This window comes from Methanosarcinales archaeon Met12 (assembly GCA_002813105.2).
GTDB lineage: Archaea > Halobacteriota > UBA148 > UBA148 > JAJOKI01 > JAJOKI01.
Window position 1 is genome coordinate 612335 of the sequence record CP017966.2, and the last position, 17375, is coordinate 629709.

Sequence of the window (17375 nt, forward strand, 5' to 3'; positions counted from 1 at the left end):
TATGAGGACTCCCGCATACCCTATCTGGTTAAAAGCTCTTTGGCGGTTGAAAATTGAAAACAGGCCCCTAATTCTTTCTCATGGAATCAATTCGAAATGCAATCTGCGCTGTAAATTTTGCCCATACTGGAAAGAAGACAGGGGAGAAATGAGCAGAGAGGAGATATTTAGTCTTCTTAAAGCGGCAAAATCTTTGGGAATACTACTCTACAACGCATGGACCACAGAACCTCTCTTGAGGAAGGATCTTCCAGAAATCCTTGAACATGCTCATCACCTTGGGATGATGACATCCCTTGTAACCAATGGAGTCCTGTTGAAAAAAAGGATTGGGGAGCTCTCAGACCTTGACTACCTGTCTGTTTCTGTGGATGGCTATCAATCCTTCGAGGAACTGAGGGGCATCAAGTTGGATGAGGTGCTGGATGGAATCAAAGGGGCAAGAGATATGAAAATCCCCACCTTAATCAACTGCGTCATCAGCGGAAAGAATTTGGACGAGATTGAGGAGCTGATATATTTAGCCCGAGAGATGGGAGGATGGATATCATTTGAACCCATCTATGAATACCAGGGAATCTCTCAAGAAGTGTGGGAAGAGATAGGGATAAGAGATATAGACAGATACGGGAAGACCGTTGACAGGATAATTGAATTGAAAAAAGAGGGCGCCCCGATTATTAACTCCAACACATATCTTAAAATTATAAAAAATCTAAGCCCAGATTTCAAATGTCACGCCAATAAAGTCATTCTTCATGTTTCATCGGATGGCAGGATAGAAAACTGCAGGGTTCACAGAGAAAGCATGGGCAACATCAAGGATGGGCTGGGCAATGCATGGAGCTCTTCAAAAGAGAGGAGGGAAAAAATATCGATGAAATGTAAAGGGTGTCTGTTTTTTGGACATGTTGAATTAAGCCTCCTCTATTCATTAAAACCTGAAGCAATACTAAATGGCATTAGAATACTGAATGGCATCAGGTAGTCTAAAGAAGATATTTTGCAAATCTTATCAACTTTGGATTCTTCCATAGAAGGAGGAGCCCCATGCTCATGGTGTTATGTTTTGAGAGCACCTGGGATATGTTCACGCCCTTTAAAGCCTTCATCGTCTCATCAAGCTCTGCATCAGACATCTTTTCTATGGTCTTTAAGCCAAAACGTCCAGCCTTATAATGATTTAAAAACCTCTTCTTCCACTCCTTCTCGTACTTAGAAAGGAACCTCTTGGAAGGGTCTCCTATCTTCACAGCTTCTGCAGCGACCTCTCCGCAAAGCATGCCAGCAGCCATTCCGTAAGGAATGCCGGCCTGTCCAGCAGCCCCCCCTACAACCATCAGCCCATCACCCACTATCTCATTGGGCATTGTGATTATTTGGTCTGCTCCATGCGATATGCTAAGGACTTTGGACCTGTCAAACATGTCGCGCTGCATAAATATATCAAAATACTTTTTTGGCCCAGCTCCCCTTACAAATGCTCCAACGCTTGCTTTGCCGTCTCCTTTTGGAGAAATCGTGGCTTTCCAGCCAGGCGCAACGTCCTTACCTAAGAAGTAGTGGAAATAATTTTCGTCGACATCCACCTCCTCAATCTCAGCCTGGATTGCATATGCAAGGTCTTTCGGATGCCTCATCGTCTTTAACCCCGCTTTTTTAACGATTTCGGAGTTGCCTGAAGCACATATAACAATATCTCTCTCGTATTCTTTCTTGATCCCCTCCTCTTTCACAACCACTTCTCCACCATTGAAGGATATGGCCCTGGAATCCATTTTGATTTCTGCACCGGCATCTCTTGCCATCTCAGCATAATGGGCGTCAAACTTTTTCCTATCCATTGAGAATCCAGGGGCATCTATTGTTATGACCGTCCCAAAGGGAGAGACTATATTCATTCCTTTGACCCTGTGGATGATGTATTCTTTTTTGGGCTCAAGTCCGATCATCTTAAAAAAGCCATCAAAAGAGGTATCTGCTGGGCTTTGGTCGGAGTTGAAACTTTCTCTCCCCTCCAGGAGCAGGACTTCGGCCCCGTCCCTTGCGGCTCTCCATGCGGCCATCAGTCCGGCAGGACTTGCCCCCATCACTATTACATCGTATTTCATGGGATTCGTCCCTGTCTATTTCCCCGTCCTGTATGGTAAAGTTTCTTCTTTAAGTGCGGTCTCAATTTGGTTTGAATGAGCCCTATACATCGGGTCTCTCCATGCGCATGTTTCGGGTTTTTTACTAAACAAAGGGTCCCCTCTTATCTTTTTCCAGATGCTCTTCAGGCTTAGATCGCGCACATTTCCAAAGGAAAGATGGACATGCAGACAGGGCATCACTTCACCAGTTGACGTTACCCATACCCATCTTCTGCCCGCGAAACATCCCATGACCTTCGGGTCTCTGTATGAGAAAGAAGTAGATACTCGTGGGCCATCTTTTCTCTTATTTGCCTCATCTCTAAACGCAACTATCCCATCATAATCCTCTTTCTTTACAATATTGTCTTCATGGTGTTCCCACCTCCCTCCTGGAACCACATCACTAATTAAAATCTCATGTACTCCGAGCGACCTGCAATGTCCGTATAGCTCTTCTAACGTTTCAAAATCAGAGTTGTAGGGGGTGGCGGTATATTCGACTATCCCTATCAACCCCTCTTCGACACCATACTTAACTCCTGCAGAGGCCTTTTCAAACGTCCCTTCAACCCCTCTGAACTCATCATGTCCCTCTTGATAGGGGCTATCAAGACTGACGTGAAGGTATTCGAGTCCTGCCTTCTTCAGCTTCCGTACATATTCTTTTGTCAAGCGGAGGCCATTCGTTATCAGGTGGGTAGAGGCCATATTTTTATCGACATGATCGATCAAATCAAATATATCGTCCCGGAGCGTTGGCTCCCCGCCCTCAAAGCTTACGTGGTACGCTCCAAGTTCAAGGGCCTGGTCTATCACGCTATAAAATTCTTCAGTGGAAAGCTCGCGTCCTTTTTCAAAACCGTGAAATATACAATGCTTGCATTTGCATTGGCATCTGGCCGTGACCAATAACATCAAACTCTCTGGCATGGAGCTTCGCAAAAGGAGGCGATTAATCTGTGCCTTCACAAGCCTTTTAAAAGGTGCGCTCGGCACGGGCGGCATTGCATAAGAGATTACGACGTCTTCTTTCCGAACAGCTGCTATCTTTTCCAGTGATGCACTCCTATTAAACCCTTTGGGGATATATCCTACTACTTTTGAGAGCGGACCTCTTGCCTTCATCTGGGCATTTCTGCCCGTCACTTCAAGTAAAATCTCAAAGCCCGGACCCTTATAGATTGATAATTCCAGTGTAACTCCCCCTGCAGTTTCTATTAAGTTGGACAATTCAATTGGAAAAAGCTTTCGATGATTAATGGCGTCACTCACACGGAAGCGAGAATATTATAAGCCGCAGCCATATTGATTATGATGAGCATGATAGTGTAGTTTATAACGCCTACGTGTGTCAGTTTAATATGGGCTTTATGCTCTCCATGGTGATTGTAAGCACGGGAAATCGCCCTAATTTTGAAAATTGCCAGCCCAACGTACAGCATTAAGAACGCCCAGTTCAATGCAAAGGTTTGCCAGAGCACCATGAGCCATAAGTATTCAAATATGCTCATAACAACCGTGAATGATATCGTTTCCTTTGGCGTTAACGGTGTAAAGCGCATCGAATCTTTATCGTGGTAGGACAGGCAGCCTATTATAATTGCCAGAGAAACCACAAAAGTTTCCCATGAGATAATCCTTTCTGGGGCCACCATGGCGATGCCGCCCAGAACTATAAGCCCGCTCAGGGAGCGGTAAATGCGCCGTTGCAGTTCTGTCAGCCTTTTTAAAGGTGGGCTTGCGGAGTATGTCAGCCCCCAGATGAGCATTAGGACCGCCAACAAAAAGGTGGTTGGATTAAATATGAAGAGGGCAACCCACAGACAGAATATCGTCTCAACTACCATGAAGAAGAAGACGGTTTTCGGTGAGAGGAGCCCGGTTACCAGAGGGAGGGTTGAATTTGGCGGACCAAGGCGTTCATCCTCCCCTGTCCACCAGTCGTATAACATATCGGCCTGAGAAATCACTCTTGTAAGTAAGCCTGCTGCAAAGATGCCCAAAATAAGCTTCCATAATGGGAGAAGGGGGGCTCCCTGTGCCATAAATAGAAGTGCTCCGGTGCTGGCACACAGAGCGCCCCAGGGAAGCCACAGCACTCGATGGACGCAAAGGATTGCAAGAATTTTGCTCCACGGTCCCTTGCCTGTCGGTCCAGCTACACCAAACCCTATATCCAAAAGAGATTGCCCCATGACTACTTCAACTCAGCTATTGCCTTTTTGAGCAATTCGAAATTATAAAAATCTTGAGACATCGTTTCGATATATCTCAACTCTTTCATCAGTCTTACAATTCGCATCATCGCGTCTATGCTGCCGGTTATATCAATGCGGGGCTGATTGTATTTTAGAGCCTCTCGTATAATCTCGGCGGAAATTCCGGTGTATTTGGAGCTGATTTCTGCTGCCTCTACTGCCTCTTTATTACAAAATTCCTCTGCTTTTAGGATCGCCTTTAAAAAATTTAACGTCATCTCGGGGTGGTCTTGAATAAACTCATTGGTAGTAGTGATGCTACAGCCTGGCGTTTTTGGTAACACGTCTTTACCTCTGGCGATTACCTTGCCTATTCCTAGTTTAACTGCCATTGTGGCATAGGGCTCTACGTTGGTTGTGGCATCTGCCCTGCCGCTTAGCAGAGAAAGCATGGCCGCATCCCCACTTGGAAGCCGTATAATTTCTGTGTTCTCTGGAGTTATATCGTATTTTTTGAACAAAGCTTGTGATGTCAGGTCCTTCATACCACCTTCGGCTGGAAGTGAAATTCTTTTTCCCTTTAGTTCGGAAAGGCGGGTTATCCCAGAGTCTCTTCGAACTACCGTAGCCGCCTCCTCATATCCGGAACCAGCGATTACGACCATGTCGTCTCCATTATCTCTCGCGCTCACTGTCCGTGTCCAGGGAATGATTCCAAAGGATATCTCACCAGAAATAAGTTTGGCGGGCAATACCCAAGCTGCGGGGTTAATGGAGTATGAGATATCCAAGCCCAGCTCTTTGAAAAACCCCTTCTCGTGTGCTATGTATGCGGGCATCTGGCATACTCCCCTGATAAGTCCAATATTGATTAACAATGTAGTACCTCCAAGAGTTGGAATTAGTTAGTGTTTTCGCTTTAAAAGTTTACCGATTATTCCGTGCCCATTCAACATCAAATTTCCACAAAATATGTTTTAGAGCAAAAGCTTATTTTAGTGTAACGCATTGGATGTGTGCACATGCCGGGGTGGGGTAGTTGGCTATCCTATGGGACTGTGGCACAACCTTTTTAAATAAAAAGGTCGTTCCTGCTTTGCAGAAACAACTTTACTCTGCGTAGCAGAGGTAAAGGTTGATCAAAAACGCCCTACGTTCGTTCGCATATGCTCGCTCAGTAGGACCATATGACGTATCGAGCGGAGCGAGATACGTCGTTCTGATGATTAACCTGCTCACTGCTCCGTGTGGCAGATGGAACATCTGCCACTCCGTCTAAATCTCCGGATTTAGTCGGCAGTGAGAGGGTCTCTACGAAGTAGAGACTCCTGTCTGCAGGTTGACGATCAACCCTTTTGAGGGATGTGCAGAGATCCTATGACCCGGGTTCAAATCTCGGCCCCGGCCTCATGGTTACCGTAACTCTTAAATACTGGCATAGAGTAGGTAATGCACGCTTTATATAAGCGATTCAAATAGCATTTCTGAGGTCCTACATGGTCCCAGGATAGCAAAATCATTATATGGTCATAAATCATATACAATGGTGTCAAGTGGAGACGTGAGCTATTTCATGTCTGACGTTTACCCCCAACAATTCGGTCAATTCCGATCGGTAAAATACTTCCAGTACAGGATAATCAATTCTGGTTGATCCTGCCAGAGGTCACTGCTATCGGGGTTCGACTAAGCCATGTGAGTCGAGAGGGTTCGGCCCTCGGCAGACGGCTCAGTAACACGTGGATAACCTGCCCTTGGGTTTGGGATAATCCCGGGAAACTGGGAATAATACCAAATAGGTCATAGATGCTGGAATGCCCTGTGACCCAAAACTACGGTGCCCAAGGATGGATCTGCGGCCTATCAGGTAGTAGTGGGTGTAACGGACCCACTAGCCGACGACGGGTACGGGTTGTGAGAGCAAGAGCCCGGAGATGGATTCTGAGACACGAATCCAGGCCCTACGGGGCGCAGCAGGCGCGAAAACTTTACAATGCACGCAAGTGTGATAAGGGAACCCCGAGTGCTCCTACTCAGTAGGAGCTGTCCAGTTGTCTAAAAAACAACCGTTAGCAAGAGCCGGGCAAGACCGGTGCCAGCCGCCGCGGTAACACCGGCGGCTCGAGTGGTGACCGTTATTATTGGGTCTAAAGGGTCCGTAGCTGGCTTAATAAGTTCCTTGGGAAATCTGGCGGCTTAACCGTCAGGCTGCTGAGGAATACTATTAGGCTCGAGACCGGGAGAGGCTAGAGGTACTTCAGGGGTAGGAGTGAAATCCCGTAATCCTTGAGAGACCACCAGTGGCGAAGGCGTCTAGCTAGAACGGGTCTGACAGTGAGGGACGAAAGCTAGGGTCGCGAACCGGATTAGATACCCGGGTAGTCCTAGCCGTAAACGATGCGAGCTATGTGTCAGTTTCACTGCGAGTGAAATTGGTGCCGTAGAGAAGTCGTGAAGCTCGCCACCTGGGAAGTACGGCCGCAAGGCTGAAACTTAAAGGAATTGGCGGGGGAGCACTACAATGGGTGGAGCCTGCGGTTCAATTGGACTCAACGCCGGGAATCTTACCGGGGGAGACAGCGATATGAAGGTCAAGCTAAAGACTTTGCCAGATTAGCTGAGAGGTGGTGCATGGCCGTCGTCAGTTCGTACTGTGAAGCATCCTGTTAAACCCTTTTACTGGCGCAAAAGCGTTTACGGAAAAGGGTGCAGAAAGTCAGACAACGAGCGAGACCCGCGCCCACAGTTGCCAGCATTCCCTTTTTAAGGGAGATGGGTACACAGTGGGGACCGCCTCTGCTAAAGAGGAGGAAGGAACGGGCAACGGTAGGTCCGCATGCCCCGAATCTCCCGGGCTACACGCGGGCTACAATGATCAGGACAATGGGTATCGACACCGAAAGGTGAAGGCAATCTCTTAAACCTGACAATCGTAGTTCGGATTGAGGGCTGTAACTCGCCCTCATGAAGCTGGAATCCATAGTAATCGCGTCTCAAAATGACGCGGTGAATACGTCCCTGCTCCTTGCACACACCGCCCGTCAAACCACCCGAGTGAGGTCTGGATGAGGGCGTGATTGATTGTCACGTTCGAACCTGGGTTTCGCGAGGGGGGTTAAGTCGTAACAAGGTATCCGTAGGGGAATCTGCGGATGGATCACCTCCTAACGAAATTAAACGCCGATCGGAACCGAAAAATTGTCGCGGGGTAGACATGATAAAACATGGGATGAGCCCTTGTTAGTATGAGCACGAGCAATTAGCGAGTTGTGCTAGGGCTCGTAGCTCAGCGGAAGAGCGCCGCCTTTGCAATCCACCAGATGTTCCATCACCTGAAACCCCATAGGAGTTGCAGGTCCACCACTTCTTTGAAATGGTGCAGGGTGCATCTTCGAACTGTGACACAGTGCATTAGAAAACCAGCAGGTTTTCGCACAAAACAGGCGGAGGCCCTGGGTTCAAATCCCAGCGAGTCCATCAATGCACCTGACGAAAATATTGTCAGGGAAGGGCAAATAGCAGACTAAATGATATTACTGTGATATATTTCATAATATAGAACATTTCTTTTGCTAAATGAAGCCACGTATAAGTTTGCGACCCAGACGCTCACTGAGTTTAGTGAAGTGAAAATATGGCAAATATGCCATCCAGTGAATGGCTCGGCTCAAGAGCCGATGAGGGACGTGCCAAGCTGCGATAAGCCTCGGGTAGGTGCATGGAACCATTGAACCGAGGATTTCCTAATGGGAATTCCTGCCTCCTTCGGGAGGCGATCCGTAAGGATCGGGAACGCCCCGGATTGAAACATCTTAGTAGGGGCGGGAAAAGAAATCAAAGAGATGCCGTTATTAAAGGCGATCGAACACGGCACAGTTCAAACTGAATCCTGCTTCGAGAGAAGTCAAGGAGATGTAGTGTTGTAAGCCAAGCCATAATACAGTCCAAACTAATTAAGCCGAAGTCCCCTGGAAAGGGGCGCCGAAGAGTGTGATAGCCACGTAGACGCAAGTTAGTGGATTGTGGTTTGGTCTTGAGTACCGTGGGTTGGATATCTCGCGGGAATTTGGGAGGCACCAACTTCCAAAACTAAATACATTCTTGAGACCGATAGCGCAATAGTACCGTGAGGGAAAGCTGAAAAGTACCCTAAAAAGGGGGGTGCAAAGAGCCTGAAATTGGGTGGTGATGGAGCGATATGGCATAAAAGGAACTTCATCGTGAAGGAATATGGGGCGACCCATTAGTACGAGCGATGTTGCCAGTGTCATATCATACGTTTTGAAGAACGGGCCAGGGAATGTATCCAAGTGGCGAGACTAAGTTGAGACCAACGAAGTCAAAGCGAAAGCGACAAGCGCGCAACCTTCGGGTGAGGCGCGGCGTGTATAAGCGCGTGAAGTCACTAGGTTACGACCCGGAACCAGGCGATCTAGGCGTGGGCAGGATGAAGCGTGACGAAAGTTGCGTGGAGGTCCCTAGCGGTGTTGATATGCAAATCACTCGTGTGACCTGCGTCTAGGGGTGAAAGTCCAATCGAGCTTGGAGACAGCTGGTTCCTTCCGAAACATGTCGCAGCATGACCTGATCAGAGATAGTCAGCAGAGTAGAGCGCACTGATTAGAGGAGCTGGGCGGGAAACTGCCCGCCCTCTTGTCAAACTCCAAAACTGCTGTCGTCGTAGAAGATCGGAGTCCGGGCTGGGGGGTAAGCTTCTAGTCCGTGAGGGAGACAACCCAGACCATGGTTAAGGTCCCCAAGTGTCGGCTAAGTGTTAACACTAAAGGGCGTCCCAAGCCCCAGACAACTGGGAGGTGAGCTTAGAAGCAGCTATCCTTTAAAAAGTGCGTAACAGCTTACCAGTCGAGGTTTGGGGCCCCGAAAATGGACGGGGCTCAAGCCGACCACCGATACCATCAATGGAGCATCGCAAGATGATCTTGTAGGAAGGCGTCCCGTGTGGGTAGAAGCATGGCTGTAAGGTCATGTGGACCGCATGGGAACGAAAATCCTGGCAATAGTAGCAGCATAGTTCCGTGAGAATCGGAACCGCCGAAAGGGCTAGGTTTCCTCGGCAATGTTCGTCAGCCGAGGGTTAGTCGGTCCTAAGACATATCGTAATTCGAGTATGTCAAATGGAAAACAGGTTAATATTCCTGTACCACTCAACCGTATCGCATTAGCGACCTGACGCCTCAGGGCAGACCAGGCAGCGCCGTCGCGCTGTTCAAGCGTTGAAATCCACGGAGAGCCGTAATGGTGAGAAGTGGATGAATGCGTGATGACGAAAGCTGGTTGACCCCAGGGGCCCGTGAAAAGGGGGGTCGAGTGGCCGTACCGAGATCTGACACAGGTGCCCCTAGTTGAGAAGACTTAGGCGTGTCGGTATACTCTAGCTAAGGGAATTCGGCAAATTAGCTCCGTAACTTTGGGATAAGGAGTGCCTGCTGTGAAAACAGCAGGTCGCAGTGACGAGGGAGCTCTAACTGTCTAATAACAACATAGGTGATCGCCAACCCGTAAGGGCTAGTACGATCACTGAATCCTGCCCAGTGCAGGTATCTGAAACCTCCGTACAAGGAGACGAAGGACCTGTCAACGGCGGGGGTAACTATAACCCTCTTAAGGTAGCGTAGTACCTTGCCGCTTAATTGGCGGCTTGCATGAATGGACTAATGAGAGCTCTACTGTCCCTAGCTAGAAACCGGTGAACTTTACGTCCCAGTGCAGAGTCTGGGGACCCCTAATGGGAAGTGAAGACCCCGTGGAGCTTTACTGCAGCCTGTCGCTGGGTTGTGGTTTTAGATGTATAGCGTAGGTAGGAGGCGTCGAAACTCGGCCGCCAGGTCGAGTGGAGCCAACAATGAAACACTACCCCTCTAGAACTACGCCCCTAACTCCGAGAGGAGGACACCGATAGGTGGGCAGTTTGGCTGGGGCGGTACGCCCTTGAAAAGATATCAAGGGCGCCCTAAGGTTGACTCAAGTGGGTCAGAAATCCACTGTAGAGCGCAAGAGCATAAGTCAGCCTGATGTGATTCTACATAGCAAGGGATCACGAGACGAAAGTCGGGTCTAGCGAACCAATATGCCTCCTTGGTGGGGGCTATTGATGACAGAAAAGCTACCCCGGGGATAACTGAGTCGTCACCGGCAAGAGTACATATCGACCCGGTGGCTTGCTACCTCGATGTCGGTTCTTTCCATCCTGGCCGTGCAGCAAAACCTTTTAAGGTAAAAGCTTTACCAAAAGCACAGAACCTAAAGGTTCTGTATGCGGCCAAGGGTGAGGTTGTTCGCCTATTAAAGGAGATCGTGAGCTGGGTTTAGACCGTCGTGAGACAGGTCGGTTACTATCTATTAGGGGTGTATTGAGGTCTGAGGGAAAGTTGCCTTTAGTACGAGAGGAACAAGGCAACGGTGCCTCTGGTCGATCGGTTGTCCGACAGGGCATTGCCGAGCAGCTACGCACTAAGGGATAAGGGCTGAAAGCATCTAAGCCCGAAACCCGTCCTGAAAAGAGACTTCTAAAGGACATTCTTAGAAGAAGAGTTTGATAGAGTCGGGATGTAAGCACCAAGGCAACGAGGTGTTCAGTCCGCGACCACTAACGTCCAAGCCATTTGCTTTGCTAAACATCAGATTGTTCTGATGTTGGGCTTTCGAGCTCAATTCAGGCGATATCTGGGTCGCAAACTTTTTATACTTGCCAAGGTGGCGGAATGGCTAACGCAGCCGCCTGCAGACGAAAAAGGAAAAGGGTCAATGGAACCGTAGGTTCCTTGGTGGATAGCGGCTTTTTGCCGGTTCGATTCCGGTCCTTGGCTTCCGAAATTCTCGAAACGAAGTGGAGAGAATTGAGGATAAGAAAATCCTTAGGGATTTTCGACATGAGGCTCTGAGTATAAGCGAAGAGCCGAAGTTCCGAAGGAAGTAGTAGTAATAAAATTCATGTAATGTGGTTATGACGGCCATAGCGACGGGGCAACTCCTGGTCCCATCTCGAACCCAGAAGATAAGCCCGTCCACGTTCTATGTGGTACTGAGGTGCGCGAGCCCTCGGGAACCATAGATCGCCGTCAGGCCACTTATCATATTTTATTGGAGCTTGTTCAATATGAAGGCATGTATCATGTGTGGCGGTGTTGGAACTAGATTGCGACCGCTCACGTTTGAACGACCTAAGCCCACAATCCCGCTTTTAAATAAACCGTCGATAGCGCATCTCATCGAACACCTATCTGACAGGGGATTTGATAATATAGTGCTGACCTTGGGGCATCTCGGTGAGAAAATAGAGGAATGTCTGGGAGATGGGTCGTCGTTCGGCGTGACGATTCACTATGTCTATGAAAAAGAGAAACTCGGAACCGCTGGCGGCGTGAAGAATGCGGAAAAATATCTGAGCGACTCACCTTTTTTGGTCGTCGGAGGCGACCATGTTCTCGACCTCAATCTGCGAGAATTCTATCAGTTCCACAGAAAGCACGATGGAATCATCTCTGTAGGTCTTTTGCCGATAGATGACCCAACAGAATATGGCATAGCAGAGATAAACGTGAACAATAGAATTAAGCGATTTATAGAGAAGCCAGCGCCTGGGCAGATTTTTACTAATTTAGCGAGTACTGGCATATATGTGTGCGACCCGGAAATATTTGATTTGATTCAAAAGGACAGGCCATATGACTTTGCCAGGGATTTATTTCCTGCTTTATTGCGGGATGGCATGTCGATGTATGGATGGTTGGCGCGAGGGTCTTGGATGGACCTGGGATGCCCAAAGGAATATAGGGCGGCATCGAAGTGGATGCTTGAAAAACTACCAGGTATTGAGATCGCTGGACATCTACACGAGGGTGCACGATTAAATGGACCTGCACACATCGGGAACGAGGTCGTTCTTGGGGAGAACTCTGTGGTCATCGGACCTGTAATCATTGGAGCCGATACTGTAATCGGAAATGACGTTTTGATCGGTCCATATACTACGATTGGAGATGGTTGCAGAATAGGCGACAGTTCACAGATATTGTCCTCATATATCTACAATGGCATCAGCATTGGAGATGATGTATCCATATGCGGTGCAATAATCGACGATGATGCCGTGGTGGAAAATAACTGTGTTTTAGAAAATGGAACGGTCATAGGTCCAAGAGTCACAATTCGAGATGGAACCACCATCCATTCAGATGTACGAATCTGGCCAGAGGCCGACATAGGTGCCAAAGAGGTACGGGAGGATGTGATATGCCCAGAATATTAATGATATTGCCTCCCCAGGATTTCAGAGACGAGGAATATCAGGAATCGTTTAATGCATTCCAAAAGGCCGATTTTGATGTGACTGTTGCGAGTGTGACAACCAAAACATGCATTGGCATGTTCGGAGCCAGAGTCAAGCCGGATTGTAGCGTTGACGATATCGAGGTAAAATCCTATGATGCCGTTGTAGTCATTGGCGGCGCTGGTACGCCGGTTTTAAAGCAGTATCCGCAGGTGCTTCAGATTCTACGGGATGCAAAAGAGCAAAATAAAATACTGGCAGCGATATGTCTTGGACCGGTCGTGCTGGCGAAAGCAGGAGTGCTAAAAGGAAAAAAGAGTACGGCATTCTCCTCCGGTATTGCCGAGGTAGAAGAAGGTGGAGCGCAGTATGTTCCTGAGCCGGTGGTCATAGATGACAATCTGATAACTGCTGACGGTCCGAAGTCTGCCACCAAATTTGGCAATGCTATCGTCAGGGCGCTAAGTTAAACTCAGGACTTAAATGTTTTTAATCAACTGCCATCCTTCAACATCTTCAAACTGATGATACTGCCTGCGATGATATTGGAATAATACGTCACAACCCTCCATATAACTGCCAATATGCCAAGTAGGGGAATATGTACAAAAGTCGCATATAGAGATACAAGTCCTAACTCTGCCAGTCCACTGCCTCCAGGCGTAATTGGAATCATCATTATGAACGTCAAAATTATCTGTGCTATGATGGAGTACAACCATACAGGATCTGCACCAAGCCCCATAAGGATGAAGGATGGAATGGCAAATCCCAGAAGCCAGAATGCGATCGTACAGATGGTTGCGAGGACCAATGCGACCTTGCCCTCTCGAAGCAATCTCCATAAACTTCTATTGAAGTTGTCAATCTCTGTGTTTATTCTTGTGACGATGTTATCGATGTTAATTGCATACTTGCGAGTAAATTTAGGAATGATCCATCTGAAAAGAGCAGATAACCACCTCTTAAGATTATCATGACGGAAGAGAGCATATATCATCATGCCCAGCAAGCAAAATAACAATATGCCTGCAAGTGCAAACAACATACTCACATATATCTGATCTCTTACGATATCTTGGAATAAAAACATCGCAATCGGCGCAGTTATCCCCAAAAATAATGCGTCTAACGCCCTTTCTCCAAAAACAACCGCAGTTGCATCTCCTGCCGTCATTCCGTTCTTGTTCAACAGATGTATTCTAACTGGTTCACCTCCCGCCATAGACGGCGTTACTGCAGCAACCAATAGATTTGCTACAACTATCTTCGTGGACTTGATTATATGAATTCTACTACCAAGCGATTCTGCCAGTATCTTTATGCGCAAGCCCCACACGAACCATGAGAAGATATTTAGACCTATTGCTATCAGAAGGTATATCGGTTGAATCTTACTCAAATAGACAAACGTATTCTCATCTACAGTGAGAATTAAGATTACCAACATTGAGATGATGCTTACTGTGAGGCTTACCGCCAGCCACTTCTTCTTTTTATCCAATCTTGGATAGCCCTCCCATCCATTTATATATCAGACCTGCCCATCTCCTTCCATTCTATTTGCATATTGAATAATCGTCTGAGCAACACGTTCAAGCTACATACCTGCAGAATCCAAGCGTGTAGTATCAGGCCGAATACCCTAATCGTAAAATCTTTTATGTCGTTACACGACTTCCACAATCTTATGCCGTACAGCAGTGTGAGTGGACTGAACAAGAAGATGACAAATGGAAGTGCCGTCGCCGAAAGCCACGTAATCTTGCGACTCATCGGAATTTTTGCGCGCACAAATGCTGAGAGGTATCGATTTAGACCTTCATACGCGCCGTTAATCCATCTTGTCCTCTGGTTATAATAATCTTTGAGAGTACCTGGGGCCTGCTCACCCACACATGTCCTCTCAGCGAGTACAGCGATGCCACCTCCCAGATAGACCTGCTGGGTGATGTCCACATCCTCGCAAGCAGTAGATTCATCGAGTCCGCGATTGTCGAAGACCTGCGCATCCAATACGCCGACCAAGCCATTGAATTGCTTAAACCCGTCATAACGCTCCAGTAATTGATATATATCTGTTAGAATGGCATATTCGGTTGCCACAATTCTTGCGGTCAGGCTTGCATCCGGATTTGTGATATACCGTGGGGCGCTAGCGATCACAGCACCATTTTCCTCTAATTTCCTGACACATTCGACCAGAAAGTTGGAATCCGGTCGGCTGTCTACATCAAAAAAAGCAAGATAGTCCGTCTTGCCTATCTTATCCAGTGCATCATTGATCGCACCTGCGCGTCGCCCCCGTCCATGGGTTCTGACTATTGTGCATAAATGTGATTTGCTCTGTAGATATGCGACTCGCGGGTCATCGGGACGATGAACATCAATGACATATGTCGTATGAACTTTAGCTATATCCCCGTGCTCTAATCTGGACAGAGATTCTACGGACCTCTCTATCACCGAAAGCGGCTCCTGTGGCGATACGGGAACGATGATATTTAACTTCACCTGATTAGCCCCCTCTCTAATTGTGATACTTTTCATCTCCTGATTTAAATATTGGGCAATCTGCATATGTGCTTTACGGTGCGTCGATTTCCCCCTCATATAAGTCTATAATCTGGTTTGTGACTATATCCCATGTATACTTCTCCTCTACCAACCGTCTTCCGCGTTTACCCATTTCACGTGCCCTCTTTTGGTCCGAGAGTATTTCAACAATCGCATTGGCCAGGCTGGTAGAGTTAGCAGGTTCCGCCAGCAATCCCGCTCCATCAATGACGTCCATCCCGCCGGGCATCCGCGTGGCAATCACTGGCGTCGCACATGCCATTGCCTCAAGCAGCACGATTCCAAATGACTCCGACCTCGATATGGCCGGAAGGACCAATACTCCTGCGCGTTGATATATGCTCTCTAGCGCTTCAGACGGTATGAAGCCCACGAATGAAACATAATCATCGACGCCACATTCCTTTGTCAATTTAATTAAGCTCTTTTTTTCTTCGCCCTCTCCAGCGATCACGAATCTGGCATCAGGAATTTCTTCGAGCACTTTTGGAACCGCATGCACCAGATAGTCCAAACCCTTGGATGCAGCAATGCGTCCGACAAACAGGACCATGGGCCCACGTTTCGCCAGCCCCTCATTGAAATTTTCAATCCTGATTGCATTTGGGATTACTCGATAGTCCATGTGTTTTAGGATGGCGGAAGTCTTGGCGTAGATATCCGTCGTCGTAATGATCTCGTCACAATCCCTGAGCACTTTGGCGGCGTAAAATCGATCGTGAGCCCACTCCAGACTGGAGCCGATGAATCTTGGGATGGGAATCTTCCCGAAGGATCGCGGTATTTGAACATCGCAGTGATAGGTCACCACATGGGGATGAACTCCGATGAGCGCATGCGAAAAAAACGGCGGAGGACAGTGTGAATGAAAAATGTCCGCATCATACGACGATATTTTCTTCTTCAAAAAGGGTATGAATGGCACATACGGCACCTTCAAAGCATCAAACCTATATACTTCAATTCCGTTGAGGCATTCGCGTTCAGCCGACTTTGGCACATTGGAAGTAAGCACCACGACCTCGTGTCCTCTTTCCACCAAGGTGCGCGATAGTTCCAGAACATGTGTTTCGACGCCGCCAACATGTGGCATGAAATACGGTGTTGCTTGTAATATCTTCATACGCGACTCCCTATGTGGTCTTAAATCGCAACAATGCTGCGATGCCCCCAAGTGAGTGCAATCTTCGTCCGGGCTCAAACTCGGTGCTGAACACAACTATTCTTCCTTGCGCCCGTTCCACTCCCTTCAGAAACTCGTCGATATCTCCACGCTCACGCTCCTCTCTGAGGACTTCGTCCGCGATTAATAATTCGTCTATTGCTCCATAATCCATTGCCCTCTTAACATCTTCCATCCCATATGCTACTTTTCCATCCTTGGCGATTTCCTTGAGCAGACGCTCCATCAACTTTGCCTCATTGGATATTCGTGTCCCCTCTGCTATGCGGTCGACCGCCCCCCTCCGAAGCACTTCCTGAAATCCAGATATGCCGATTGAAGAAACATCCTCCAACACGGCTTTTTTGGCAAGCTCCGGATAGCTCTGTTTTAGAAACGTTAGAAAGTTCTCCTTGATGAATCCAGGTCCAGCGATGATTATGGCCTGGACTTCTCTGGAGGTCCAGTCCAATTGATGGGCAACTTCATCAAACAATTCGCCAGCTGCATCACTCTCCTTGCCAGAGGAGGATTTTATGGTTGCCACTTCGTCTACGCCATACTGTCTGACTGTTCCGATACACGCCTCTCCTTCTTCAATGGTAACGATTACCACCCTTGGACGGGCGGATGCCTTTACTGCATCGTTAATTCGCTCGAGTTGATCGTTTTTCCATTGTTTGATAACTGAAAGTTTAACATTCGGCTCTATATTGAGCGTATGATGTGAACCAATGTCAATGCCCTCTTCGATGGTGCCTTTGACACGCAGTCGATTGGAAAATTTATGAAATCTGACCTCCTCGATATTGATGCCCAGGCGCATCGGCTTCTTCTCTATTTTCTCAGGACGTATTTTGTCGGTGGCGCCCTCTATCCGCCGATGTGTTAACGCAAATATGGTGTCTCCAGGCTCTATGATATATTTTAGGTGCCACAGGTCATCCAGCGATTCTGGAACGAGCGTGATCTCGCCTCGATGTTTTTTCAATTTGTGCTTAACGACTCGCATA

At 47.8% G+C, this 17375-nt stretch carries 12 protein-coding genes, 2 tRNA genes and 3 rRNA genes; 8 read left to right on the forward strand and 9 right to left on the reverse strand.

Features of this window, described 5'->3' with window-relative positions:
* Position 1: 1 nt before the first annotated feature.
* Complete coding sequence (locus tag BME93_03960; protein ATZ61259.2) at positions 2-988, forward strand: radical SAM protein; 987 nt, start codon at positions 2-4, stop codon at positions 986-988.
* A gap of 1 nt (position 989) precedes the next feature.
* On the opposite strand, the gene BME93_03965 is transcribed toward BME93_03960, so the two are convergent.
* From BME93_03965 to BME93_03980, 4 genes are read right to left on the reverse strand one after another with little or no spacing between them, the layout of a single operon-like run.
* On the reverse strand, positions 990-2111 hold the full coding sequence (locus tag BME93_03965; protein ID ATZ61260.2) for an NAD(P)/FAD-dependent oxidoreductase: 1122 nt from the start codon (positions 2109-2111) through the stop codon (positions 990-992).
* 15 nt (positions 2112-2126) lie between these two features.
* A complete protein-coding gene (locus tag BME93_03970) occupies positions 2127-3365 on the reverse strand; it encodes a radical SAM protein (GenBank protein ATZ61261.2) in 1239 nt (412 codons plus the stop codon).
* Positions 3366-3403: 38 nt separating this feature from the next.
* Positions 3404-4315 carry a UbiA family prenyltransferase gene (locus tag BME93_03975; GenBank protein ATZ61262.2) on the reverse strand — a complete coding sequence of 304 codons (912 nt, stop codon included), beginning with the start codon at positions 4313-4315 and terminating at the stop codon, positions 3404-3406.
* A 17-nt stretch (positions 4316-4332) separates the two neighbouring features.
* Positions 4333-5211, reverse strand: a complete 879-nt coding sequence (locus BME93_03980) for an ABC transporter substrate-binding protein (GenBank protein ID ATZ61263.2) — start codon at positions 5209-5211, stop codon at positions 4333-4335.
* Between the two features lie 146 nt (positions 5212-5357).
* Here BME93_03980 and BME93_03985 point away from each other — a divergent pair.
* Positions 5358-5740, forward strand: a tRNA-His gene (locus tag BME93_03985).
* Positions 5444-5596 (reverse strand): hypothetical protein, encoded by a 153-nt coding sequence (locus tag BME93_03990; protein ATZ61264.2) that lies wholly within the window; start codon positions 5594-5596, stop codon positions 5444-5446. The genes BME93_03985 and BME93_03990 overlap by 153 nt on opposite strands.
* A gap of 236 nt (positions 5741-5976) precedes the next feature.
* From BME93_03995 to BME93_04020, 6 genes are all read left to right on the forward strand, one after another.
* Positions 5977-7499: ribosomal RNA gene (locus tag BME93_03995) — 16S ribosomal RNA — on the forward strand.
* A 109-nt stretch (positions 7500-7608) separates the two neighbouring features.
* Positions 7609-7810: transfer RNA gene (locus BME93_04000), tRNA-Ala, on the forward strand.
* Between the two features lie 152 nt (positions 7811-7962).
* Positions 7963-10961: ribosomal RNA gene (locus BME93_04005) — 23S ribosomal RNA — on the forward strand.
* 335 nt (positions 10962-11296) lie between these two features.
* A 5S ribosomal RNA gene (gene rrf, locus BME93_04010) occupies positions 11297-11418 on the forward strand.
* Together the 16S, 23S and 5S rRNA genes with 2 tRNA genes alongside form the textbook arrangement of a ribosomal RNA operon.
* A gap of 32 nt (positions 11419-11450) precedes the next feature.
* Entirely contained in the window at positions 11451-12602 is a 1152-nt protein-coding gene (locus BME93_04015) for an NDP-sugar synthase (protein ID ATZ61269.2), read from the forward strand.
* Positions 12587-13093, forward strand: coding sequence for a DJ-1/PfpI family protein (locus BME93_04020; protein ID ATZ61270.2), 507 nt, complete (start codon positions 12587-12589; stop codon positions 13091-13093). The genes BME93_04015 and BME93_04020 overlap by 16 nt, the downstream gene beginning before the upstream one ends.
* 23 nt (positions 13094-13116) lie before the next feature.
* Here the strand turns inward: BME93_04020 and BME93_04025 are convergent, their stop codons facing one another.
* The 4 genes from BME93_04025 to BME93_04040 are packed head-to-tail and all read right to left on the reverse strand — an operon-like array spanning position 13117 to position 17374.
* The gene (locus BME93_04025; GenBank protein ID ATZ61271.2) at positions 13117-14127 is read right to left on the reverse strand and encodes a flippase-like domain-containing protein; all 1011 of its coding nucleotides are present in this window, start codon (positions 14125-14127) and stop codon (positions 13117-13119) included.
* Positions 14128-14150: 23 nt separating this feature from the next.
* Positions 14151-15203 (reverse strand): glycosyltransferase family 2 protein, encoded by a 1053-nt coding sequence (locus tag BME93_04030; protein ID ATZ61272.2) that lies wholly within the window; start codon positions 15201-15203, stop codon positions 14151-14153.
* Positions 15204-15210: 7 nt separating this feature from the next.
* The gene (locus BME93_04035; protein ATZ61273.2) at positions 15211-16323 is read right to left on the reverse strand and encodes a glycosyltransferase family 4 protein; all 1113 of its coding nucleotides are present in this window, start codon (positions 16321-16323) and stop codon (positions 15211-15213) included.
* A gap of 10 nt (positions 16324-16333) precedes the next feature.
* Positions 16334-17374, reverse strand: coding sequence for an mRNA surveillance protein pelota (locus BME93_04040; protein ATZ61274.2), 1041 nt, complete (start codon positions 17372-17374; stop codon positions 16334-16336).
* Between the last annotated feature and the right edge of the window lies 1 nt (position 17375).